The organism is Pseudomonas sp. 05L36 (assembly GCF_056398125.1).
Genome location: NZ_JBFTOU010000003.1, coordinates 210415 through 232945, shown reverse-complemented (window position 1 = coordinate 232945; position 22531 = coordinate 210415). Strand labels below are relative to the sequence as shown.

Below are 22531 nucleotides of genomic sequence, written 5' to 3'. Positions count from 1 at the left end.
TTTCATTCAATAAATCCGCGCGGAAAATGCCAACGCCCGGGCGATGGAGCCCGGGCGTTGCAAGCGTGGTGAGCAGGGTGCGCAGACTCAATGTCCACCCACCACCATATGGCTGAACGGCGCGACGTAGGCCTGCAACGACACCAGCCCGCCGACCAGGATCGCCAGCACAATCGAGTGGAAGAACACGTAGCGCAGGATTTCCCCTTCATGGCCGTACCAGCGGGTGGCGGTGGAGGCGACCACGATCGACTGGGCGTCGACCATCTTGCCCATGACCCCGCCGGAACTGTTGGCGGCGGCCATCAACACCGGGCTGATGCCCAACTGTTCGGATGTCACCCGTTGCAAGCCGCCGAACAGCACGTTGGACGCCGTGTCCGAACCGGTCAACGCCACGCCGAGCCAGCCGAGCAAGGTACCGAACATCGGATAGAAGATGCCCGTCGCGGCGAAGGCCAGGCCCATGGTCGCATCCAGGCCCGAGTAGCGCGTGAGGAAGCCCAGCGCGAGCATCGCCGCAATGGTGATCAGCGAGTAACGCACCACCCACAGGGTGCGCAGGTACTGGCGAATCAGTTGCGGGATCGAGTAACCCATCAGCAAACCGCCGACAATCGCCGCCAGCAGAATGCCGCTGCCGGTGGCGGTGAACCAGGTGAACTTGTACACCGCCTCTTCGGTTTTCGGCGCGGGTACCACTGGCGGGACTTTCTCGACCTGCAAGTGCAGGGTGGTGAAGGTCACGACCGGCGCAAACAGCGGGTTCGCCTCGCGCAGCGGTTTACCTTGAGGATCGAGCTTGGCAGCACTGGTTTGCGGGTCGATGGCAGGGCGGGTGTCGAAGGTGTTCTTGAAGCCCTGGGTGCCCCAGATGAATACGAAGATCGTCAGGATGATCCACGGCATCCACGCCCGCATCACTGCCGGCTTCGCTTCGTTGGCGAAGGTTGCAGTGGGTACGGGCTTTTCGTCGTGCTCGGCATCGATCTTCGAGTTGTCGACGCGGCCGGACAGGGCGGCGGACGTGTGCACGGTGGCGGGTTTCCACACCTTGAGGAAACCGGTCAGGCAGGCCATGGAAATCAGCGCGGCGATCACGTCCACCAGCATCGGTCCATGATAGTTGGACACCAGGAACTGCGGCACGGCAAAACTGACCCCGGCCACCAGGATCGCCGGCCAGATTTCCAGCATCTTGCGCCAGCCGGCAAAGGCCCAGATCAGCCAGAACGGCACCAGCACCGAGAAGAAGGGCAACTGCCGGCCGACCATCATCGACAGCTCCATTTCATCCAGCCCGGTGACCTTGGCCAGGGTGATGATCGGCGTGCCGAGGGCACCGAACGCCACAGGGGCGGTATTGGCGATCAGCGCCAGCCCCGAAGCGGCAAGCGGCGAAAAGCCCAGCCCGATCAGAATCGCCCCGGTCACCGCCACCGGTGTGCCGAATCCGGCCGCGCCTTCGAAAAACGCACCGAAGCAGAAAGCGATCAGGAGCAATTGCAGGCGTCGGTCATCGGTGATGCGCGCCAGGGAGTCTTGCAACACTTTGAACGAACCGTTCTCGGTGGTCAGGCGGTGCAGGAAGATGATGTTCAACACAATCCAGCCAATCGGCAGCAGACCGTTGGCTGCACCGAACAGCGCAGCCGACCCCGCCATGTTCGCCGGCATGCCGAAGGCGAAGATCGCGATCAGCAAGGCCGAGGTCAGGGCGAGCAACGCCGCCAGGTGCGCCTTGACATGGAAAAACGCGAGGGACGCCAGCATCACCACCACCGGCACAGCCGCCATGAGCGTTGAAAGCACCGGGTTACCGAACGGATCGTAGACTTGCTGCCAGACCATGTTCCACCTCTGCTTTTTATTGTTGGACGTGCAGATCCCCTGGGGGGGGGAGGTGGACTTCAGTATAGGTGGCATTGCGCCGCTGTCAGGGCAAGCCTCCGGTCCTGCCAATCGGCGCATTGCGGAGGGCTGAGCTAGCATGGCCAGTAGGGTTTGAATTCAGTCAGGGGAGCAATGCAGTCATGACCGAGCGCCATATGGAACACAAGGAAACGCTATCGAACGGATGCAACATCAAGGTCAAGGCCGAGATATTGAAGGACGGTTCGTTGGGCATGTTCATCGGTGTCTATCGGCCGGACGGCTCGGCCATCGATGAAAACCACGACCCACGGCCGCACATGCTGGACATGGAAGCGGCGATGGATTGGGGGATCGATATTGCCAAGGGGATTGGCAATAGCCAGCGAACGTTGTGAGCCCAGGCGACCGGCGGTTGCTGTCAGAACCCGAACGAACGGGTCGAGCCTTTTACCAGCTCGATATCCAGCAGATGCTCGACCAGCACGTCATTCAAAAAACGGAACTGATCATTGAGCCCGACCACTTCGTTGCTGAAGTGATGATCGGCTGCCGGGATCAGCAATGCCTCGAACTTCTCGTCGAACAGCAGAGTCAACTCTTTACGCGACTCGAATTTCTGCGCGTAGAAATTGTTGCCGAACACCGGAAAACGCACGGCGAGGGTGACGGTGTGAATCATGATGTTTGCTCCTCGCTCAGGACGTACCAGGAAAATACGCACAATGTGAAAGCCGTCAGAGCCAGGCAGGTCAGCAGATGGATCAGCATGATGTCCCCCTCCGATTCGGGGTTTCGTGTTGGCTTGGGATCGATCCTACGCTGACGGCCATCAAACGGAAGGCAATCGCGGCGATGGTGATTATCGATGCAAGTGATGGCGGTTTTTTCGCTGTTGATGCGGGCCCTTTCGCGGGCTCCGGGACATCGCCACCTATACTTAAACCGAAAGTTTTGCGTGTCGGGCATTTCGCCCGGTGCCAACTTCAGGAAGCCGCCATCTTGAACCTGCGTTCGCTGATCATTGCCGTGCTGGTGGTGTTGGCGGGGTGTGCCACATCTGTGCGCGCGCCGGTGGAAGTGGCACCGGTAATCGTTCCTGCCAGCACCTGGCAACAAGTGGACCGGGAGATCGTCATCGCGTCGCAGGCGGCCACCGAGCAGAGCAAAATCTACGCCCGCGGCGCCATGGATTACTGGCGCACACGGGTCTATGAATTGACCGAACAGAATTTCATTCCGTGGTTCAGCAGTTACTGGACCCAGGAATGGCTGTCGATGAAGGTCAGCTGGTACACCATCAGCGCCAAGGGTGAGCAGGACGCCGTGGAAAAACGCCTGGCGGCGTACCTGCTCGAAGCCTATCAGGATAAGGTCCTGGCCCCGGCGGCCGTGGAAATCGATCCCGATGCGATTCTCGGCCTGGCAGCGGCGTTCTATGTCGACATCCTCAAGGAAGAACTGCAGAAAATCTCCAACCGCCACGGCGTGCCGATGGCCCAGCTCAACGGGCGCATCCAGAAAGTCCCGGCCATCGCCCTTGGGCCTCCGCCGACGAGGGACGCCTCGTTGTACCAGGTCGTGCACACCGAACCGCTGAACTCCTTGCCGGCCTTCGCCGCGCTGATCGACAAAGTCCATAAGGCCGGTGGCGACAAGGGGGTGGGCTCGACCGACACCGCGATGGCGCCGGTGGCCAGGCGCGCCAGCCGGCGGATGGAAGCCGAGATGGCCCCGCGCGGGGCCGCCAGCGCCGTGGCCGCAGCGACCGGGAAACTGGCCGGTGGCTTGATCACGCTAGGGGTGGCTGGCATTCGCGCATTCATCCAGGCCTTTGACCGGCCCGATAGCGAGGCGCTGATTCGCCGTAGCCTGGGCAATACCTTCGACAAGGCCTGGACCAAACTGGTGCAGAGCCCGACCAGCGGCGTCATGGCCTGCACGCTTTACATGGCGGCGCAGATCGAAGGCAGCCTGGCGGAACGCACTGCACCGCCGGTCGGTTTGAGCACCGGCACTGTCGATCGGACGCCAGCGCAACCGACTACCCAGCAGCACACCCCATGACCCAAGGAGAAACACTCATGTCTTATGTCGATGGTTTTATCGCTGCCGTACCCACCGCCAACCGTGAGCAATACATCAGGCACGCCAAAGTCGCCGCCTTGGTCTTCAAGGAAAACGGTGCCTTGAGCGTGGTCGAATGCTGGGGCGAGGATGTCCCGGAAGGCAAGGTCACCTCGTTTCCAATGTCGGTGAAGCTCAAGGAAGGCGAAACCGTTGCCTTTGGCTGGATCATCTGGCCGGACAAGGCCACCCGCAATGCCGGAATGGACAAGATGATGCAGGACCCGCGCATGAAGCCGGACGTCAATCCGATGCCCTTCGACGGCCAGCGCATGGTGTACGGCGGGTTCGAAGTGCTCCTCCAGGCCTGACACTGCACGCGGGATCACTCCGGCGTCGGGGTGATCCTGCAACTCTTGCGCTGGCGGATCTCGTCGTCCGTCGGCCGCTCGCGGATGAACTCGAAGCGCGGCTCGCCTTCGCTGTAATGCACCAGCCAGCCCCATTCCAGCTTGAGTTCATCCTGGCCGGGCTCGGGCGGTCTGGCCCACCATGGTTCCTTGCTGATGATCTGTCGCATGGCCCCCTCCGGTTTTTCTCGATGCTAGAACTATAACGCGCATGCCCCACGGCGCCAGAAATGCGCTGGCCGGTACGCGAGGGTTGAGTACACTCAGGCAGTCTTCCCAGGAGGTGCCCGGCATGAGCGACGAAACCCGCGAGCCGTTCAAACGCCTGTTCTTTGCGCTGAACTGTGCCCCGGCCATGCGCCGGGAGATCGCCCAGTGGCGCAGTGCGCTGCAACTGCGCAACGGACGGCCGGTGCCGACGGAAAACTTTCACCTGACGCTGAAGTTTTTGGGGGCGGTGGGTGTGGCGCAGATTCCCGAGCTCTGCACCGCTGCGGCGTCCATCCGTACACCGGGCGAGCGCTTGACGGTGGTGCTGGATCGGCTGGACGTGTGGCGCAGGGCAGGGGCGCTGGTGCTCGCGCCGCAGCAGGCGCCCCCGGCATTGCTGCGCCTGGTGTATGCCCTGGAACAGGCGATGTTGCCGTTCGGGCTGGAGGAAGCACCAAGGGAATATCGTCCGCACCTGACCTTGGCACGGCAGTATCGGGCACCGGTGCCGGAGTCCACGACCGCACCGGAATTCTTCCTGCGTGCCGACCGATTCACCCTGTTCGAATCCCACAAGGGCCGTTATCGGGCGCTGGCCGAATGGCCTTTGATTGATCCCCAATAAAAAAGGCGCCCGAGGGCGCCAAATTCACCTGAACCGAGGGAGCCAGGTGAGGCCGTTCTACTTGCAGGAGAGGCAGCGGTGGTAAGGCGCTGCGTGAACGGAAATGGGTAAAGCTGAAATGTGTGCTGGAGGTTCTGGCCTCATCGCGAGCAAGCTCGCTCCCACAGGTACGGCATGTACCTTGAAGTTCGCGCTATCCCTGTGGGAGCGAGCTTGCTCGCGATGGCTATATCAGGCTCAACAGATCAATTGAGTGAATTACTGGCCGAGTTTCACCTTGGTCCAGCCACGGGTCATGATCCGCTGGATGGCAATCGGCTGGTCCGGCACGGCATAGAGCGTCGCCATTACCGCTTCCGGCGGATAGGAGCCCGGGTCGTTGCGGATCGCTTCATCGACCAGCGGCGTGGCCGCCGCGTTGGCGTTGCTGTAGCCGATGTTGTTGGTGATGTCGGCGATCACGTCGGGGCGCATCAGGAAGTTCATGAACAGGTAAGCGTTCTCGACGTTGGCGGCATCGCGAGGGATGGCGAGCATGTCGTAGAAACTGGCGGCGCCTTCTTTCGGGATGCTGTAGTCGATCTTCACCTTGTCCCCGGCCTCCTGGGCGCGGGCCTTGGCCTGCAGCACGTCGCCGGAGTAACCGACGGCCACGCAGATGTTGCCGTTGGCCAGGTCCGAGATGTATTTCGAGGAATGGAAGTACGCCACGTTCGGGCGAATCTTCATGAACAGCGCCTCGGCTTCGGCGATGTGCTGTTTGTCCTGATCGTTCACCGGGTAGCCCAGGTAGTGCAGGGCGGTCGGGATCATTTCAGTCGGCGAATCGAGGAAACTGATGCCGCAGGCTTTGAGCTTCTCGGCGTTTTCCGGTTTGAACAGCAGGTCCCAGGAGTTGGTCGGGGCGTTGGCGCCGAGCACTTCCTTGACCTTTTGCGGGTTGAAGCCGATGCCGATCGAGCCCCACATGTACGGGATGGCGTGGGCGTTATCGGGATCGCTCGCCGAGGCATTTTTCAGCAGCACCGGGTTGAGGTTTTTCCAGTTCGGCAGCTTCGACTTGTCCAGTTCCTGATAGACGCCGGCCTTGATCTGCTTGGCCAGGAAACTGTTGGACGGCACGACGATGTCGTAGCCTGATTTGCCCGCCAGCAGGCGCGCTTCAAGGGTTTCGTTGCTGTCGAAGACATCGTAGGTCACCTGGATGCCAGTCTCGTCCTCGAACTTCCTGACGGTATCCGGGCCAATGTAATCCGACCAGTTATAGACGCGCAGAACCTTGTCATTGGCCTGGGCGCCAGTGGCGATTGCGCCCAATAAGGACAGTGTCAGCAGAGTCCTGCCAAACATTTTCATCGGTACAACTCCATTTTTTTTTATTCAAAAACACATAGCAAACATTTGTGGCGAGAGCGCTCCTTTGTAGGAGCGAGCTTGCTCGCGAAAAACACAAGGACACCGCGTTAATTCAGACAGCCCACGTCATCGTTTACGTCCATCGCGAGCAAGCTCGCTCCTACAGGGGGGGCGGCACTAGGCCGTCGCTCCTGCCATTTTCTTTTCAGGTTGCTGCCAGGATTCGCTGGCGGTCTGATCCATGGCTTCCTGGATCGCACGCTTGCGGGTGGCTTCTGCACGGCGGCTGAAGTACCAGACCATGAACGTCACGATCGACACCGCCAGCAGGATCAGGCTGGCCACGGCGTTGATCTCGGGCTTAACCCCAAGGCGCACCGCCGAGAACACTTCCATCGGCAGGGTCGTGGAACCCGGGCCGGACACGAAGCTCGCCAGCACCAGGTCATCCAGCGACAGGGCGAAGGACATCATGCCGCCTGCCGCCAGTGACGGCGCGATCATCGGGATGGTGATCAGGAAAAACACCTTGAGCGGCTTCGCCCCCAGGTCCATGGCCGCCTCTTCGATGGACAGGTCCAGCTCGCGCAAACGCGCCGAGACCACCACCGCCACGTAGGCCGCGCAGAACGTGGTGTGGGCGATCCAGATGGTGACGATGCCGCGTTCCTGAGGCCAGCCGATCAACTGCGCCATGGCCACGAACAGCAGCAACAGCGACAGACCGGTGATCACCTCAGGCATCACCAGCGGTGCGGTGACCAGGCCACCGAACAGGGTGCGACCCTTGAAACGGGTGACGCGGGTCAGGACGAACGCGGCTAACGTCCCTAGTGCGACTGCTGCGACGGCGGTGTAGCAGGCGATTTCCAGCGAGCGCACCACCGAACCCATCAGTTGCGAGTTGTCGAGCAAGCCGGTGTACCACTTGATCGACCAGCCACCCCACACCGTCACCAGTTTCGAGGCGTTGAACGAGTAAATCACCAGAATCAGCATCGGCAGGTAGATAAACGACAGGCCGAAAATCAGCATGAACTTTGAAAATCCGAAGCGTTTCATCCCCGTGCCTCCATCTCTTTGGCCTGGCTGCGGTTGAACAGCAGAATCGGCACAATCAGGATCAACAGCATCACCACCGCCAGGGCAGACGCCACCGGCCAGTCGCGGTTGTTGAAGAACTCTTGCCACAACACACGGCCGATCATCAGGGTTTCCGGGCCGCCCAGCAGTTCCGGAATCACGAACTCACCAACCACCGGAATGAACACCAGCATGCAGCCTGCGATGATCCCGTTCCTGGCCAACGGCACAGTGATTTTCCAGAAGTTGTTGAAATTGCTCGAGCCCAGATCCGACGCGGCTTCCAGCAGGCTGCCATCGTGCTTCACCAGGTTGGCGTACAGCGGCAACACCATGAACGGCAGGTAGGCGTAAACGACCCCGATGTAGACGGCGGTGTTGGTGTTGAGGATCTCGATCGGCGCCGAGGTCAGCCCGGTCCACATCAAGAATGCGTTGAGCAAACCGTTGTTGCTGAGGATGCCCATCCACGCGTAAACGCGGATCAGGATCGCGGTCCAGGTCGGCATCATGATCAACAGCAGCAGGACGTTTTGCGCTTCCTTGCTGGCCTTGGTGATCGCGTAGGCCATCGGGAAACCGATCACCAGGCACATCATCGTGCTGAGCAGCGCTACTTTCAACGAGCCGAGGTACGCCGAGATGTACAGTTCGTCCTGGGTCAGCAGGCTGTAGTTACCGAGGTTCAACAGCAGTTGAAATTTCTGCTCGGCGAAGGTGTAGATCTCCGAGTAGGGCGGAATGGCCAGCGCTGCTTCCGAAAAACTGATCTTCATCACCAAAAAGAACGGCAGCATGAAGAACAGGAACAGCCAGACGAATGGAATCCCGATGACGAACTTGCGCCCGCTGGGGACCAGTCTCAGAAATTGCTGATTGAAGGTTTTCATGCGCGCAGTACCACGCCGCTGTCGTCTTCCCACCACACGTAGACCTGATCGTCCCAGGTCGGACGCGCACCACGGCGTTCGGCGTTGGCCATGAACGACTGGACGATCTTGCCGCCAGGCAACTCGACGTAGAACACCGAGTGGCCGCCGAGGTAGGCGATGTCATGCACCTTGCCGCTGGACCAGTTGTAGCGGTGCTCGGGCTTGACGGTGCTGACCAGCAGTTTTTCCGGGCGGATCGCGTAGGTGATCGACTTGTCCTGCACCGAGGTGCTGACGCCGTGACCGACGTAGATCTTCTGCTCCAGATCCGGGCTGTGGATGATCGCGTGACCTTCCAGGTCCTCGACCACGGTGCCGTCGAAGGCGTTCACGTTGCCGATGAATTCGCAGACCATGCGGCTGACCGGTGCTTCATAAATGTCGACCGGGCTGCCGATCTGGGCGATCCAGCCCAGGTGCATGATCGCGATGCGTTCGGCCATGGTCATGGCCTCTTCCTGGTCGTGGGTCACCATCACGCAGGTCACGCCGACGCGCTCGATGATCTCGACAAGCTCAAGCTGCATCTGCGAACGCAGCTTCTTGTCCAGTGCGCCCATCGGCTCGTCGAGCAGCAGCAGTTTCGGACGCTTGGCCAGGGAACGGGCCAGGGCCACGCGCTGACGTTGGCCGCCGGACAGTTGATGTGGCTTGCGCTTGGCGTACTGGGTCATGTGCACCAGGCGCAGCATTTCCTGCACGCGGGCTTCGATTTCGGCCGCTGGCAAACGGTCCTGCTTGAGGCCGAAGGCGATGTTCTGCGCCACCGTCATGTGCGGGAACAGCGCGTAGGACTGGAACATCATGTTGATCGGTCGTTCGTACGGCGGCATGTCGGTGATGTCGACACCGTCGAGCAGAATCCGGCCTTCGGTCGGGCGCTCGAAACCGGCGAGCATGCGCAGCAGGGTCGATTTGCCGGAGCCGGAACCGCCGAGCAGGGCGAAGATTTCACCCTGGTGGATTTCCAGGGACACATCGTCCACCGCGGTGGTTTCGTCGAACTTCTTGGTGACGCGATCGATTTTCACCAACACCTTTTTCGGTGCCTGGTGACCCTCAAGAGCCTTCCTGTAGATGCTGGAGGCGTTTGCCATGTGAAACTCCCAACAGGTTTCAGTCGCCCGGCCAACACGGCCCGGCTTAATAGTGGATTGCAAACCCGTGAAGCCGGTCCGCGCTGATCCCTGTAGGAGCGAGCCTGCTCGCGATGGTCGCCAACGATGACGCTGGCAGTCTGAATGCCCGCGGTGTCCGGACATCCATCGCGAGCAGGCTCGCTCCTACAGGGAGTTGCGTTTCCCACCCCGGGCTTATTCGGCGCCGCCATCCTGGCTGCCTGGTCGTACTTGTTGTTATTGCAGTGTGTTGTTTTCGCCAGCGGGGCACGCAAAAGCGCCTGCCCGCTCGCGTTGGGCAGTTAATCGTTGAATGTGGGTATCAGGTCGTCAGCGCGAGTGACGCAGTGCCGCCCGTTGCCGGCAGGCTTCGCCGAACGCCTGGAAAATACTCAAGTAAGGAGGGTTATCCGGCACTTGCCATTCCGGGTGCCATTGCACGCCGAGGGCGAAGGCCTTGCTGTGCTCGACCGAGATCGCCTCGATCAGGCCATCGGGCGCAACGGCTTCGGCGCGCAGGCCGGGCGCGAGGCGGTCGATGCCCTGGCTGTGAATCGAGTTGACCTGGAACACCGCAGGCAGCTCCAGCGCTTCGAACACACCGCCGGGCTGCACATTCACCCCATGGGCGGGTGCGTATTGCACGGCCAGGTCCGGATGGTCGGCCTCGCGATGGTCGAGGAAGCCAGGCAGTTCATGGACTTTCTGATGCAGGCTGCCACCGAACGCCACGTTCATTTCCTGGAAACCACGGCAGATGCCGAGGACCGGCACGCCCGCTGCAATAGCGGCGCGGATCAGGGGAAGGGTGGTGGCATCCCGCGCCGGATCATGATCCGTACCGGGGGTGCTGTCGGGGCCTTGATAGTGGAAGGGTTCCACGTTCGACGGCGAGCCGGTCAGCAACAGACCGTCGAGCTGCCCCAGCAGGTCATCGATTTCGGTCAGGTCGCCTAAGGAAGGAATAACGACAGGCAGCCCCAGCGCCGCAACGCTGACAGCACGCAAGTACTTGTCACCGCTGATGTGGTAGGGGTGCAGGCCAATCTGTTTGACGCATGCAGTAACGCCGATCAATGGCTTGAGTGCCATTTTTATCACCTCGAAGTTTCACACTTGAACGAGCTTTTCTGGAGCTTAGCCTTGTTGATTTTAATTAACAACTCTCATGTAAAAAATTCTAAACGCTGCACGTCCGATGTTCAGGGTTTACGCGTGTTTGAGGGTGCATCTGGCACTCTCGTCCTTCTTGGAGGCCCGAAAATAAACGCTTAAAGGCTGAGTGTTCGCTATTGACTTCACTTTGTCGTTCGGGTTGACTGGGTTCGTGAAAGGGTAGTGAACATAATAATTAACAGCTAAAAAATAGGTGCATCATGTCGGTCCCTCTGCGTGCCGTTCAACTCAACGAAGCAAACGCATTCCTTAAGAAATATCCTGAGGTTTTGTACGTCGACCTTCTGATTGCGGATATGAACGGTGTGGTGCGCGGCAAGCGCATCGAGCGCACCAGTCTTCATAAGGTTTACGAAAAAGGCATCAACCTGCCGGCGTCACTGTTTGCTCTGGACATCAACGGTTCTACGGTGGAAAGCACGGGTCTGGGCCTGGACATCGGCGACTCAGACCGAATCTGTTTCCCGATCCCCGGCACTCTCAGCATCGAACCCTGGCAGAAGCGCCCGACTGCGCAACTGCTGATGACCATGCACGAACTCGAAGGCGAGCCATTCTTCGCCGACCCGCGTGAAGTGCTGGCCAATATCGTGCGCAAGTTCGACGACATGGGCCTCACCATCTGCGCCGCGTTCGAACTGGAGTTCTACCTGATCGACCAGGACAATGTGAACGGTCGTCCGCAATCGCCACGTTCGCCGGTGTCCGGCAAGCGTCCGATGTCGACCCAGGTGTACCTGATCGACGACCTCGACGAATACGTCGATTGCCTGCAAGACATCCTCGAAGGCGCGAAAGAGCAGGGCATCCCGGCTGACGCCATCGTCAAGGAAAGCGCCCCGGCGCAGTTCGAAGTCAACCTGCATCACGTGGCTGACCCTATAAAGGCTTGCGACTACGCCGTCCTGCTCAAGCGTCTGGTGAAGAACATCGCCTACGACCACGAGATGGACACCACCTTCATGGCCAAGCCGTATCCGGGCCAGGCGGGCAACGGTCTGCACGTGCACATTTCGATTCTCGATAAAGAAGGCAACAACATCTTTGCCAGCGAGGATCCCGAGCAGAACGCCGCGCTGCGTCATGCGATCGGCGGTGTGCTCGAGACCCTGCCGGCGCAGATGGCGTTCCTTTGCCCGAACGTCAACTCGTACCGTCGTTTCGGCGCACAGTTCTACGTGCCGAACTCGCCGAGCTGGGGCATCGACAACCGCACCGTGGCCGTGCGTGTACCGACCGGTTCGCCAGACTCGGTGCGCATCGAACACCGCGTAGCGGGCGCCGATGCCAACCCGTACCTGCTGATGGCTTCGGTATTGGCGGGCGTGCACCACGGCCTGACCAACCAGATCGAACCGGGCGCCCCGGTGGAAGGCAACAGCTACGAGCAAAACGAGCAGAGCCTGCCGAACAACCTGCGCGATGCCCTGCGCGAGCTGGACGACAGCGAAGTCATGGCCAAGTACATCGACCCGCTGTACATCGACGTGTTCGTGGCATGCAAGGAAAGCGAGCTGGCAGAGTTCGAGAACTCCATCTCGGACCTTGAGTACAACTGGTACCTGCACACGGTCTGATTGGCAGCTACCCGCCACACCCTTGATGGCGGGTGACTACCCCTGTAGGAGCGAGCTTGCTCGCGAAAAATCCGATGGCGCCGAGGTGATTCAGGTTTCCCGCGTCATCATTGACTTCCTTCGCGAGCAAGCTCGCTCCTACAGGGATCGGGTTTCAAGTTTTTGATTGAGGGCATTCAGCCCGACGATCACCTATTCCCCTGCGTCGAGTCACAACCATGACAAACACTCGCAGCGACTGGGAGCAACGCTTCCAGTCCCTCTCTATCGAAGGTCGCGCATTCATTGACGGCCAATACTGCGCCGCCGCCAGTAGCGCCACGTTCGAATGCGTAAGCCCCGTGGACGGTCGCTTCCTGGCGAACGTCGCCAGCACCGACGAAGCCGACGCCAACGCCGCAGTCGCCGTCGCACGCCGTACCTTCGAATCCGGCGTGTGGGCCAACCTGGCCCCGGCCGAGCGCAAGCGCATCCTGATCCGCTTCGCTGATCTGATCCTGGCGAACCAGGAAGAACTGGCCCTGCTCGAAACCCTCGACATGGGCAAGCCGATCAGCGATTCGATGAGCATCGACATTCCAGCGACCGCCAACGCGATCCGCTGGACCGCCGAGGCCATCGACAAGCTCTACGACGAAGTCGCTGCCACGCCCCACGATCAGCTTGGTCTAGTGACGCGCGAAGCGGCCGGCGTGGTCGCGGCCATCGTGCCGTGGAACTTCCCGCTGATCATGGCCAGCTGGAAATTCGCCCCGGCCCTGGCGATGGGCAACTCGTTCATCCTCAAGCCTTCGGAAAAATCCCCGCTGACCGCGATCCGCATCGCGCAGCTGGCACTCGATGCCGGCATCCCGAAAGGCGTGTTCAACGTCCTGCCGGGCTACGGCCACACCGTGGGCAAGGCACTGGCGTTGCACATGGACGTCGACGTGCTGGCCTTCACCGGCTCCACGGCGATTGCCAAGCAGCTGATGGTCTACGCCGGGCAGAGCAACATGAAACGGGTTTGGGCCGAAGCCGGTGGCAAGAGCGCCAACGTGGTGTTCGCCGACGCGCCGGATCTGCGCGTCGCCGCACAAGCCGCGGCCGGTGCCATTGCTTTCAACCAGGGCGAAGTCTGCACCGCCGGTTCGCGCCTGCTGGTGGAGCGTTCGATTCGCGAGCAGTTCATTCCATTGCTGGTGGAAGCCCTGCAAGCCTGGAAACCGGGCCACGCACTCGATCCTGCGACGACCGTTGGCGCGGTGGTCGACCAGCGTCAGCTGGAAAACGTATTGCGCTACATCGAAGTCGGCAAGCAGCAGGGCGGTCAACTGATCGCCGGCGGCAGCCGCACCCTCGAGGACACCGGTGGCCTGTACCTGGAACCGGCAATTTTCGACGGCGTGACCAACGCCATGACCATCGCCCGGGAAGAAATCTTCGGCCCGGTGCTGTCGGTCATCACCTTCGACACTGCTCAAGAAGCCCTGGCGATTGCCAACGACAGCATCTTCGGCCTGGCCGCCGGCGTCTGGACCAGCAACCTGAGCAAGGCCCACACCTTCGCCCGTGGCCTGCGTGCCGGCAGTGTCTGGGTCAACCAGTACGACGGCGGCGACATGACCGCGCCGTTCGGCGGGTTCAAGCAGTCGGGTAACGGTCGGGACAAATCGCTGCACGCGTTCGACAAGTACACCGAACTCAAGGCGACCTGGATCAAGCTCTGACACCTTTTAAACGGCGGTCGCCGGCACGCTGCCGGCGACCCWCGGAGAAACCTATGAAACAAAGCTCTGATAAACAAACTCATGTAAACAGCTACTACGCCGCCACCCGCAACTTCACCGGCGATTTCCCGGTGCTGGAAGGGGCGGTGGACTGCGACGTCTGCGTGATCGGCGCCGGCTACACCGGCCTGTCCTCGGCCCTGTTCCTCGCCGAAGCGGGCTACAGCGTGACCGTGCTTGAAGCGGCCAAGGTCGGTTTCGGTGCCAGTGGTCGCAACGGCGGCCAATTGGTCAACTCTTATAGTCGCGACGTCGATGTCATCGAAGAGCGCTACGGCGACAAGACCGCCGAAGTCCTCGGCAGCATGATTTTCGAAGGCGCCGACATCATTCGTCAGCGCATACAGCACTACGACATCCAGTGCGATTACCGTCCCGGCGGTATCTTCGCGGCGATGAACAAGAAGCAACTCAAGGGCCTGGCCGAGCAGAAGAAAAGCTGGGAACGCTACGGCAACAAGAACCTGAAAATGCTCGACGCGGCCGATATCAAGCGCGAAGTCGGTTCCGATGCCTACGTCGGCGGCCTGCTGGACATGCAGGGCGGCCACATTCACCCGCTGAACCTGGCACTCGGTGAAGCCTCGGCGATCATCGGCCTGGGCGGCAAGATCTACGAGCAATCGGCGGCGGTGGAAATCACCTACGGCGAGCCAATCACCGTGCGCACCGCCAAAGGTGTGGTGAGGGCCAAGTACCTGCTGATCGCCGGTAACGCCTACCTGCCGCAAGGCCTCGACAACCGCGTGACCAACAAGAGCATGCCGTGCGGTTCGCAGATCGTCGTCACCGAGCCGTTGTCGGAAAAGCAGGCCCGCAGCCTGATCAAGAACAACTACTGCGTCGAAGACTGCAACTACCTGCTCGACTACTACCGCCTGACCGCCGACAACCGCCTGCTGTACGGCGGTGGCGTGGTCTACGGTGCGCGCGAACCGGACGACATCGAACAACTGATCCGCCCGAAAATCCTCAAGACCTTCCCGCAATTGAAGGACGTGAGGATCGACTACCGCTGGACCGGCAACTTCCTGCTGACCATGTCGCGCATGCCGCAATTCGGTCGTATCGAGAAAAACGCCTATTACATGCAGGGCTACAGCGGTCACGGCGTTACCTGCTCGCACCTGGCCGGCAAACTGATCTCGGAAATGATCCGTGGCGACGCCGAGCGTTTCGACGCGTTTGCATCCTTGCCGCACATGCCGATGATCGGCGGGCGCACCTTCTCGGCACCGTTGACCGCCCTCGGCGCCGTGTACTACTCGCTACGCGACCGTTTCGGCATCTAAGCTTTACCTCGCCGGCGGCATCCGAAAAAGGTGCCGCCGGTTTTTTATCTCAGCCACACCGCAAATCCCCTGTAGGAGCGAGCTTGCTCGCGAAGGAAGTCAATGATGACGCGGGAAACCTGAATCACCTCGGCGCCATCGGGTTTTTCGCGAGCAAGCTCGCTCCTACATTTACTGCCGTTTATCGAACCTGCTGAGCATTACGAACAAACGTGATTTAATAGCCGCCTTTCACGTTTCCGGGACCGGAAAACGGCGTGATCCGCGCCTGCACTCCACCCATCCATTATCCCTGTAGGAGCGAGCTTGCTCGCGAAAGCGTTGGTTCAGTCGACATCGATGTTGAGGCTAAAATCGCAATCGTCGGATCGCCGCCCGGAGCAAGCTCGCTCCTACAGGTTTGGCACATAAGGCTGTCATGGACACGGGCTCACGACTCAAACTAGTACGCGAAAGCTACAAAATGTCCCAGCGCGAGCTGGCCCGGCGTAGCGGCGTCACCAATGCAACCATCTCCCTGATCGAACAGAATCGGGTCAGTCCTTCCGTCAGCTCCCTGAAGAAATTGCTGGAGGGCATCCCCATGTCCCTGGCCGACTTCTTCACCTTCGATCAGCCACCGCGCGAACACCAGTACGTCTTCCGCGCCAACGAACAACCCGACCTCGGCCGCCACGGCCTGCGCCTGCTGCTGATCGGCGCGTCCGTGCCAAGCCGGCAGATGCGTTTGCTGCGCGAGCAATACGCACCGGGCGCCAGCTCCGGTGAAGAGCCGATCGTGCATTCCGAAGGCGAGGAGTGCGGGTTGGTGACCCGTGGCACGGTGGAGTTGACCGTGGATGGCCAGGTGAGCGTGCTCAACGCCGGGGATGGCTATTACTTCCCGACAACCTTGCCGCACCGGTTTCGCAATATCGGGGCGGATGAGGCTGAGATTATTAGCGCGAATACGCCGGCGAACTTCTGATCAGGGATTTCAGCGACTATTTTTGGCCGCAAATTTCCGTTGTTGTTTGATCGTCCATCCAAAAATCGTTTTTGTGGACAGAAAGAAAGCACATTGACATCATTGTGCTTCTTGTACCTCAAAAGGTTTTTTTCTCATGCGTAAGCTACTTCTTCTGGTCATGTTAGCCGTTGCAGTAACGGGTTGTTCCAGTCGTAAAGAATTTTACGCAACCGGCGGGAGCCGGGCGGATGGCTCGATTGATATGGCTTACGACTTCAAAGCTTTCGAGACTCCGATCGTTGATTACAAGCAAGCTGAGTCAATTGCAAACAACAAATGCGCGGTGTGGGGTTACGAGCGCGCGGAACCCTTCGGTGGTAAAACCCTGAATTGTCAGGCAAGGGATGGCTTTGGTAACTGCAACGCCGGACAGATGATCGTCAAGTATCAATGCATTGGAAATATCACCCCATCAAATAAGGCATCAGCGTCTGCGGAGTCGTCTGTACCGGTTGGAATGCTGACTCCTGCTCAGTACAAGGAAGCGCGAGTAAAGGCTCTGATGGACAAAAAGCTCCCTTACGCTGAGTACCAGAAGCAATATCAGGCGATCATGGCTGAATAGTTCAGTCGATATTGTTTGCGCTGCCTGGTTTCATTTCTTCGTGTGAGTGCGATAGTCGGTTGGAAAGCGAAAAGTGAGATTTTGAGCGAGCACAAAAAACCCGCAGAAATGCGGGTTTTTTGTGCTTGAAAAATGTCACTGCCTTTTCGGCACTTCAAACCCCCGCAACTCAATCACCCCAAACACATCCCGCACATCCTGAAGCAGAATCCGCGAAATGTTGGTGACGGTGTTGATGTCGTTTTCGGCGTAGTCGGGGAGACTGGTGCAGGCCATGAGGTTGAGGTATTGCAGGACGGCGTTCAGACGCTCGGCGGCGCAGTTGTGGAGTTCGCGCAGCGGGGCGTCGCTGTCGATGAGGAGGACGGGGTAGCTGGTGGCGATTTGTTTCATGGGGGTGAAGCGGCGGGGTGGGTTGTTCATCATTTTGACGTTCACTCAAAAAATTAATGAAGCGCCACCTGATTGCTGCGAATCAATTGGGTGGCAGCTGTACGCGGGTTCGCAGACCGAGGAACACAACCCAAAACTCGGCAGACCCGTAGATCTCCCACGCACAACCGCCATAAAGCGTAATGCTGGCGAAGTTTGCCAGAATTGTTGTTTGACGGTGTAAGGGTATGTGTCGGTTGGGCTGCGAAACCCTGCCGCCAATTCAAGTCAGCGACGGGCGCACATTAGGCATCGACTTCGACGGCTGCAACCGGCCTGTAGGACGCTAAATGCCCCTGTGGCGAGGGAGCTTGTCGGATCGCCGCACCGTCCCGTTCGGCGGCTCTGCCGCCGTAAAACCGGGCACTGCGGTGTGTCTGAGGAAATGGGTCGCAGGGGAATGGGGCCGCTTCGCAGCCCAGCGGGAGCAAGCTCCCTCGCCACAAAGGGACAAGTCCTACAAATTTTTCAGGCGTCAAGATTGAACGTTCGTCGGATGGCGGGTTGCTACCATCGCAATTGCCTGCCGATATCGACACGGCTGCTACGCTTGGTCGTTGCAGTGCCCGAGCCCCATTCCTGCTCACGCTGCAAGGGTTATCACGGAGTGCGACATCCATTCCTGTCGGCAACCTGCACGGAGGCAGGCGATGGTGATCAAAAGCATGGCCGATTCGACTGCGGCGGGGGTTCCCGAGCCGCTCGATCGGGAAGAAATCGAGCGGGTGCTGGCGTTGTTGCTGGTCAGCCCGTTGTTTGCCAAGTCCAGGCGCATGGGCAGTCTGTTGCGCTTTCTGGTCGAGCACGACCTTCAGGCTTGCAAAACGCCGCTGACCGAACACGCCATCGGCATCGAGGTGTTTCGTCGTGACCCGGCAGTGTATTGCACGGGCGACGATCCGGTGGTGCGAGTGCAGGTGGGGCGCTTGCGGCGCAAGCTCGCAGCGCATTACGCCGGCAACGGCCAGCAGGACCCGGTGCGCTTGTGCATTCCACCCGGGTGTTATCGCTTGACCTATCAGCGGCTGCGGCCCAAGGGCGTCGGCACTCGCCATCCTGTGGTCCAGATCCAGCCGTTTACCTGCCTCACCCGCGATGGCAATGACTTTACCCGAGGCTTGTGCGAGGAGTTGAGCTGCCGACTGTTCGAGTCGTTCGAGCAGGCGCAGACCGGGACCAATCATGTGTTGATGCGGGTGGCACGCAACAGCGAGCCGGTAGCGGACTTCAAGCGTGGCGGGCGTTACAGTTATTGCCTGGAGGGCAGCGTGCGGGTCGAGCCTTCGCGGGTGCGAGCGTCATTGCGCCTGGTGGATGTGGCGCAGGGGCGGATTCGCTGGTCGGCGCAGTTCGATCGTGATCGACCCTATGGCATCGCCACCCAGGAGGACCTCGCGCAGTCGATCTGTCGCTCGCTGACGGGCTACTTCACCACGGCGGGCAAAGAAGAGTGAAAGGGCAACCACAAGGTTGCCCTGGCATGACGGTTACACGGTTTTCCACTGACCGCCTTCGTAAAGGCGACCTGCGGTGTTATCGAACGTCAAGTCGATTTCGATCGCCTTGGAGCGTGAGGTACTGAACATGGTGCTGGTCTGTACGTTCTGTTCGAACCACACGAGGATGGTTTCCACCGGTGTCAGCACGGTATTGCCGGTGACGACCTGGTTTACGGCCACGTAGATTGGCGTACTGACCTGATTGCCATCGATGCCGGTGGACAATTGGTTGACCCCCGGATGAATCGGCGCGTAGTCGTTCACGAAAGTCAGGGAAATGTCCGGGCCACCGGTTACCGCCTGGCTCAGCAGACCGCTTTCATCAAGTGTCGAGGTTTGCCCCAGGCCAATGTTGACGATGTTGGTCGAGACTTTGACTTGCACGTTTTCCTTGAACACGTTGGAGGCGAACAGCTGATACTGCGGCGTCCAGCTGAACTCGTTGTTGCTCAGGTAAGCGTCATAGGACTGCCAGACCACGTTGTAGTCGGCATCGCCCACCTTCTTGGCAAAGCACAGCTTGTAACCGGACTTCTTCAGCAGCGTCAGGTCGCCGGCGGCGATTTCGATGGTGACGGTTTTTTGCGAGGCCGCCAGGGCCGACCTCAGTACCCGGCCGTAATCTGCCGCCTTCAGTTGCGTTGCACCCATGATCGACTTGACGGCTTCTTGCACATCATTGTGAAGCTGCTGGCTCTGTTGGCTGACAGCGATTGATTTGCTCATGGTTTCCCTCTTCCTTGGTGGTGTGTTGGGCAAACAATGGGCTGCTGGCGCTTGGCGCTGCAGTCCATTGATGGCTTCACTCTAGGGGCGAGGGGCAGGGCGGCTAAGTGTCTTGGTGTTACAAGCGGGTATCGGGGTTGTATCAGCGGCTGAGCGGGGCAGCCGATCGGCCGCCCCGTCTTGATCTCAGGCGGCCCGGGCATCGGCCCAGACGAAGTTCCAGCTGGTGCGTTTGCCCTTGGCGATCTCGATCAGCTTGTTCTCATACACCGTGTGATTGACCACACCGGTGTAGGTCAGGGTGCGGGCGGCATTGGTCCCGGTGACCTCGCCCGGCTTGCCGCCCGACTCGACCATGGCTTTTTTCATGTCTGCATCCGACGGGGCGCTGCTCTGGTTTTTTTCCACTTTGACGAAACTCATGATTCACCTCTTCCGTGATGGGGGGATCGGTGTCAGCGCAGGCCGACAAGTCGACGACCCTGTTCCACACCGACGGCCATACTCTATTGGCCAGTTCGGCGGCGCAGAAGTGACAACTGCGGCGCTGAGGTAACAATCGGGAAACAGCGCCACGCGTTGAAGTATCTGCGACGTATCAAGCGTGGATTCACATCGAAGAAGGTTGTGGCGAGTACCTTGGGCCGAATGGGCACTCACCGAATGGAATTCCATACAAGGTATTAGAGTTGTGCCTGTAGATCGACACGCCCCATCCTTCGGCAAACGCCTGCATGGCTTCGATTGGATGAGCGTAGACGGTCTGGCGCTTGGTGACTCGACGGAACCAACTTCGTCTATAACGTCTAAATTTCAGGAAATATTCCCCACCACGAAGGAATGAATCATGTTCAGGACTCGATCATTGATTGCAGCTGTTACCTGTTTGACTCTGGTCTGCGGCTCGGTGACGGCGCTGGCCGATCCCGGTAATGGCCAGGGAAACGGGAAGGTCAACCATGGCAACCAGGGCGGTCATGGCAACAAGAACAAAAACTCCGGTGGCGGGGACTGGAGCAATGGCCCGAGCATCAACCGTGGCAGCGTGCTCGAGATCATTGGCGTGAATACAGGCTACTGGAGCCCGGGGCCTGATTTGCCACCGGGTATCCAAAAGAACCTTGCCCGAGGCAAGCCGCTTCCACCCGGCATTGCGAAAAAACTGGATGGCCGACTGGTCGGCCGGCTGCCCCACTATGATGGCTACGAATGGCAGCAAGTCGGCACGGATCTGATCCTGGTTGCGCTGGCCACCGGGCTTGTCTATGAAATTCTCGACGGTGCGTTTGATTAAAGTGTGGAAGGTCGTCTTCCCGCTGACTCAAGGTGTTCCAGCCGTCTGTCGTAGTGCTTGAACTGTTGGAGGGATATCGCGTCCTACGTCACGCGATATCAACCTCCTACGGAAGCAATCATGCTTTTTAAAAACAAGAGTCTCGTTGCTGTAATGTCATGCGCCATGATGCTTGCAGCCGCCCCGTTACTCCCTGATGGCCTGTCGATCATGGGTTCCGCATACGCGAAGGACGGCGGTGGCGGTGGCGGCGGAAACGGCGGCGGTGGCGGCGGTGGAAACGGCGGCGGAAATGGTGGCGGAAACGGCGCAGGCCACGGCGGCGGTATGGGTGGCGGACACGCCGGTACAGGCCACTCTGGCAGTAACGGCCGCGGCAACGGGCTGGACAGCGACCATGCTGGCAAATCCGTGCGCGACCATGGCCTGAGCGGGAACCACTACGGTAGTGAGCGCAACGATGACAACGGTCATGGCACCACGACCTCAGGCCTCGCCCATTCCAAGGATACTCGCGGCATCTCCAAGGCCAGGGCTATTTCGGCTTCGACGCCAGGTGATCACAACACCAAAGGCTTGAGTAAAGCCGGACTGTCGACCTCGAAAAAATCCCATTGAGTTCGCGGTTGTAGACATCAGTTTCTGAAAAGCCCAAAACCCGCTGAAAGGCGGGTTTTTTTGCAACTGGAATTTGATCGCCGGACATTACACGGACACGCAAAAGCGCCAGGACTTTATCAATGAGTAATGACAGGTTCGTGACCGCAGCTTCTACCGGCCCCATTTGCACTCACCAGACGCCACCGCTCGCACCGGACAACCGGTGGCACGAGCGGTACCGAGGGCCGGCCTGAAAGGGTCGCGGCTATTTCGCCGGCACTTCAGGCTTGATATCCCCGCAAAAAATATCGACGTTGCCATCGGTCGCTGCCGTGCGCACGACCACCGAATACTTGCCGTCAAGCAACGTCTGCAACGGCACAGGCGCGGTTCTGGTAAAAGACCAGCCGCGTACGGCTTGGCGTTCGGTGTTGACGGTGTCGTTCATCGCGTAGGCGACTGACCCGGGTTGCTGGCAGCTACCGTTATTGATGAAAGAGTAAAGACGCAAGGGCAGGATAACCCCGGTTGGAACACCGCTGACGAAGAAACTGAGCCCGGTTTTCTTGTCCCAGTCGGTCAACGTGACGGTGCCGATCTGACCGGCGTTTTGCCGGGTGGCGACCAGGGTAACGTTCACGCCGTGGGTCGATGAAGTGGCGCAGCCAAACAGGCTTGCCGCAACCATGAGTGCTGCCAGTGAGGTTTTGAGCTTCATTGCCAAACTCCTGAGCTGAAGAACTGCAATGGGGGGGGAGTTAGCCGGTATAGCTCATTTATCGCTTTCATGACGTCGTCCATATAAGGCTTTCCATTTTTGACCGGTGATGGTGGGGCGTCTGTCCCCTTCGCCAGTCATATGGCGGCGTAGCCGTGCAAACCGGCTACATTTGTAACTGGTCGAGCCTGCGTGGACTGC

24 protein-coding genes are annotated in these 22531 nt (G+C 59.7%); 12 read left to right on the top strand and 12 right to left on the bottom strand.

Translation table 11 applies throughout. The features are described from left to right. Positions 1–87: 87 nt before the first annotated feature. The gene (locus AC1DKH_RS04825; RefSeq protein ID WP_477797580.1) at positions 88–1851 is read right to left on the bottom strand and encodes an L-lactate permease; all 1764 of its coding nucleotides are present in this window, start codon (positions 1849–1851) and stop codon (positions 88–90) included. Between the two features lie 182 nt (positions 1852–2033). Between AC1DKH_RS04825 and AC1DKH_RS04820 the strand changes: the two genes are divergently transcribed. Then, on the top strand, positions 2034–2270 hold the full coding sequence (locus AC1DKH_RS04820; protein ID WP_090456183.1) for a hypothetical protein: 237 nt from the start codon (positions 2034–2036) through the stop codon (positions 2268–2270). 23 nt (positions 2271–2293) lie between these two features. On the opposite strand, the gene AC1DKH_RS04815 is transcribed toward AC1DKH_RS04820, so the two are convergent. Continuing rightward, positions 2294–2554 (bottom strand): hypothetical protein, encoded by a 261-nt coding sequence (locus AC1DKH_RS04815; RefSeq protein WP_477788482.1) that lies wholly within the window; start codon positions 2552–2554, stop codon positions 2294–2296. A 320-nt stretch (positions 2555–2874) separates the two neighbouring features. Between AC1DKH_RS04815 and AC1DKH_RS04810 the strand changes: the two genes are divergently transcribed. Then, on the top strand, positions 2875–3939 hold the full coding sequence (locus tag AC1DKH_RS04810; RefSeq protein ID WP_477797579.1) for a hypothetical protein: 1065 nt from the start codon (positions 2875–2877) through the stop codon (positions 3937–3939). A 17-nt stretch (positions 3940–3956) separates the two neighbouring features. Then, the gene (locus AC1DKH_RS04805) at positions 3957–4310 is read left to right on the top strand and encodes a DUF1428 domain-containing protein (RefSeq protein ID WP_477797578.1); all 354 of its coding nucleotides are present in this window, start codon (positions 3957–3959) and stop codon (positions 4308–4310) included. 14 nt (positions 4311–4324) lie between these two features. On the opposite strand, the gene AC1DKH_RS04800 is transcribed toward AC1DKH_RS04805, so the two are convergent. Further along, positions 4325–4519, bottom strand: a complete 195-nt coding sequence (locus tag AC1DKH_RS04800) for a hypothetical protein (RefSeq protein WP_056727280.1) — start codon at positions 4517–4519, stop codon at positions 4325–4327. A gap of 122 nt (positions 4520–4641) precedes the next feature. On the opposite strand from AC1DKH_RS04800, the gene thpR reads away from it, so the two are divergent. Then, positions 4642–5184 (top strand): RNA 2',3'-cyclic phosphodiesterase, encoded by a 543-nt coding sequence (thpR, locus tag AC1DKH_RS04795; protein WP_477797577.1) that lies wholly within the window; start codon positions 4642–4644, stop codon positions 5182–5184. Positions 5185–5442: 258 nt separating this feature from the next. On the opposite strand, the gene AC1DKH_RS04790 is transcribed toward thpR, so the two are convergent. From AC1DKH_RS04790 to AC1DKH_RS04770, 5 genes are all read right to left on the bottom strand, one after another. After that, positions 5443–6540: a polyamine ABC transporter substrate-binding protein gene (locus AC1DKH_RS04790; protein ID WP_477797576.1), complete on the bottom strand. Its 1098-nt coding sequence runs from the start codon at positions 6538–6540 to the stop codon at positions 5443–5445. 177 nt (positions 6541–6717) lie between these two features. Then, on the bottom strand, positions 6718–7602 hold the full coding sequence (locus AC1DKH_RS04785) for an ABC transporter permease subunit (RefSeq protein ID WP_477797575.1): 885 nt from the start codon (positions 7600–7602) through the stop codon (positions 6718–6720). Continuing rightward, complete coding sequence (locus AC1DKH_RS04780; RefSeq protein ID WP_477797574.1) at positions 7599–8513, bottom strand: ABC transporter permease subunit; 915 nt, start codon at positions 8511–8513, stop codon at positions 7599–7601. The genes AC1DKH_RS04785 and AC1DKH_RS04780 overlap by 4 nt, the downstream gene beginning before the upstream one ends. Beyond that, positions 8510–9652 (bottom strand): polyamine ABC transporter ATP-binding protein, encoded by a 1143-nt coding sequence (potA, locus tag AC1DKH_RS04775; RefSeq protein WP_095946159.1) that lies wholly within the window; start codon positions 9650–9652, stop codon positions 8510–8512. Before potA ends, AC1DKH_RS04780 begins: the two co-directional genes overlap by 4 nt. A gap of 351 nt (positions 9653–10003) precedes the next feature. Beyond that, a complete protein-coding gene (locus tag AC1DKH_RS04770; protein ID WP_477797573.1) occupies positions 10004–10765 on the bottom strand; it encodes a gamma-glutamyl-gamma-aminobutyrate hydrolase family protein in 762 nt (253 codons plus the stop codon). A gap of 284 nt (positions 10766–11049) precedes the next feature. Here AC1DKH_RS04770 and AC1DKH_RS04765 point away from each other — a divergent pair, with 284 nt between their 5' ends. The 5 genes from AC1DKH_RS04765 to yecR all read left to right on the top strand — a co-directional run bounded on the left by AC1DKH_RS04765 (position 11050) and on the right by yecR (position 17061). Then, entirely contained in the window at positions 11050–12426 is a 1377-nt protein-coding gene (locus AC1DKH_RS04765; RefSeq protein ID WP_223456650.1) for a glutamine synthetase family protein, read from the top strand. Between the two features lie 218 nt (positions 12427–12644). Then, on the top strand, positions 12645–14135 hold the full coding sequence (locus AC1DKH_RS04760) for an aldehyde dehydrogenase (RefSeq protein ID WP_477797572.1): 1491 nt from the start codon (positions 12645–12647) through the stop codon (positions 14133–14135). 53 nt (positions 14136–14188) lie between these two features. Continuing rightward, on the top strand, positions 14189–15487 hold the full coding sequence (locus AC1DKH_RS04755; protein WP_477797571.1) for an NAD(P)/FAD-dependent oxidoreductase: 1299 nt from the start codon (positions 14189–14191) through the stop codon (positions 15485–15487). A 418-nt stretch (positions 15488–15905) separates the two neighbouring features. Further along, positions 15906–16454, top strand: a complete 549-nt coding sequence (locus tag AC1DKH_RS04750; protein ID WP_046042404.1) for a cupin domain-containing protein — start codon at positions 15906–15908, stop codon at positions 16452–16454. A gap of 136 nt (positions 16455–16590) precedes the next feature. Further along, the gene (yecR, locus tag AC1DKH_RS04745) at positions 16591–17061 is read left to right on the top strand and encodes a YecR family lipoprotein (RefSeq protein WP_477797570.1); all 471 of its coding nucleotides are present in this window, start codon (positions 16591–16593) and stop codon (positions 17059–17061) included. 135 nt (positions 17062–17196) lie between these two features. Here yecR and AC1DKH_RS04740 read toward each other — a convergent pair whose 3' ends face one another. After that, complete coding sequence (locus AC1DKH_RS04740; protein WP_477797569.1) at positions 17197–17487, bottom strand: fructose-bisphosphate aldolase; 291 nt, start codon at positions 17485–17487, stop codon at positions 17197–17199. A gap of 656 nt (positions 17488–18143) precedes the next feature. On the opposite strand from AC1DKH_RS04740, the gene AC1DKH_RS04735 reads away from it, so the two are divergent. Next, entirely contained in the window at positions 18144–18947 is an 804-nt protein-coding gene (locus AC1DKH_RS04735) for a hypothetical protein (RefSeq protein WP_477797568.1), read from the top strand. Positions 18948–18980: 33 nt separating this feature from the next. On the opposite strand, the gene AC1DKH_RS04730 is transcribed toward AC1DKH_RS04735, so the two are convergent. Both AC1DKH_RS04730 and AC1DKH_RS04725 read right to left on the bottom strand, forming a co-directional pair. Further along, complete coding sequence (locus tag AC1DKH_RS04730; RefSeq protein ID WP_477797567.1) at positions 18981–19718, bottom strand: hypothetical protein; 738 nt, start codon at positions 19716–19718, stop codon at positions 18981–18983. 186 nt (positions 19719–19904) lie between these two features. Next, the gene (locus AC1DKH_RS04725; protein WP_090456158.1) at positions 19905–20141 is read right to left on the bottom strand and encodes a hypothetical protein; all 237 of its coding nucleotides are present in this window, start codon (positions 20139–20141) and stop codon (positions 19905–19907) included. Positions 20142–20565: 424 nt separating this feature from the next. On the opposite strand from AC1DKH_RS04725, the gene AC1DKH_RS04720 reads away from it, so the two are divergent. Both AC1DKH_RS04720 and AC1DKH_RS04715 read left to right on the top strand, forming a co-directional pair. Then, complete coding sequence (locus AC1DKH_RS04720) at positions 20566–21012, top strand: anti-virulence regulator CigR family protein (RefSeq protein ID WP_477797566.1); 447 nt, start codon at positions 20566–20568, stop codon at positions 21010–21012. Positions 21013–21132: 120 nt separating this feature from the next. Then, positions 21133–21630, top strand: coding sequence for a hypothetical protein (locus tag AC1DKH_RS04715; RefSeq protein ID WP_477797565.1), 498 nt, complete (start codon positions 21133–21135; stop codon positions 21628–21630). Between the two features lie 247 nt (positions 21631–21877). On the opposite strand, the gene AC1DKH_RS04710 is transcribed toward AC1DKH_RS04715, so the two are convergent. Continuing rightward, positions 21878–22330 carry a hypothetical protein gene (locus tag AC1DKH_RS04710; protein ID WP_477797564.1) on the bottom strand — a complete coding sequence of 151 codons (453 nt, stop codon included), beginning with the start codon at positions 22328–22330 and terminating at the stop codon, positions 21878–21880. Between the last annotated feature and the right edge of the window lie 201 nt (positions 22331–22531).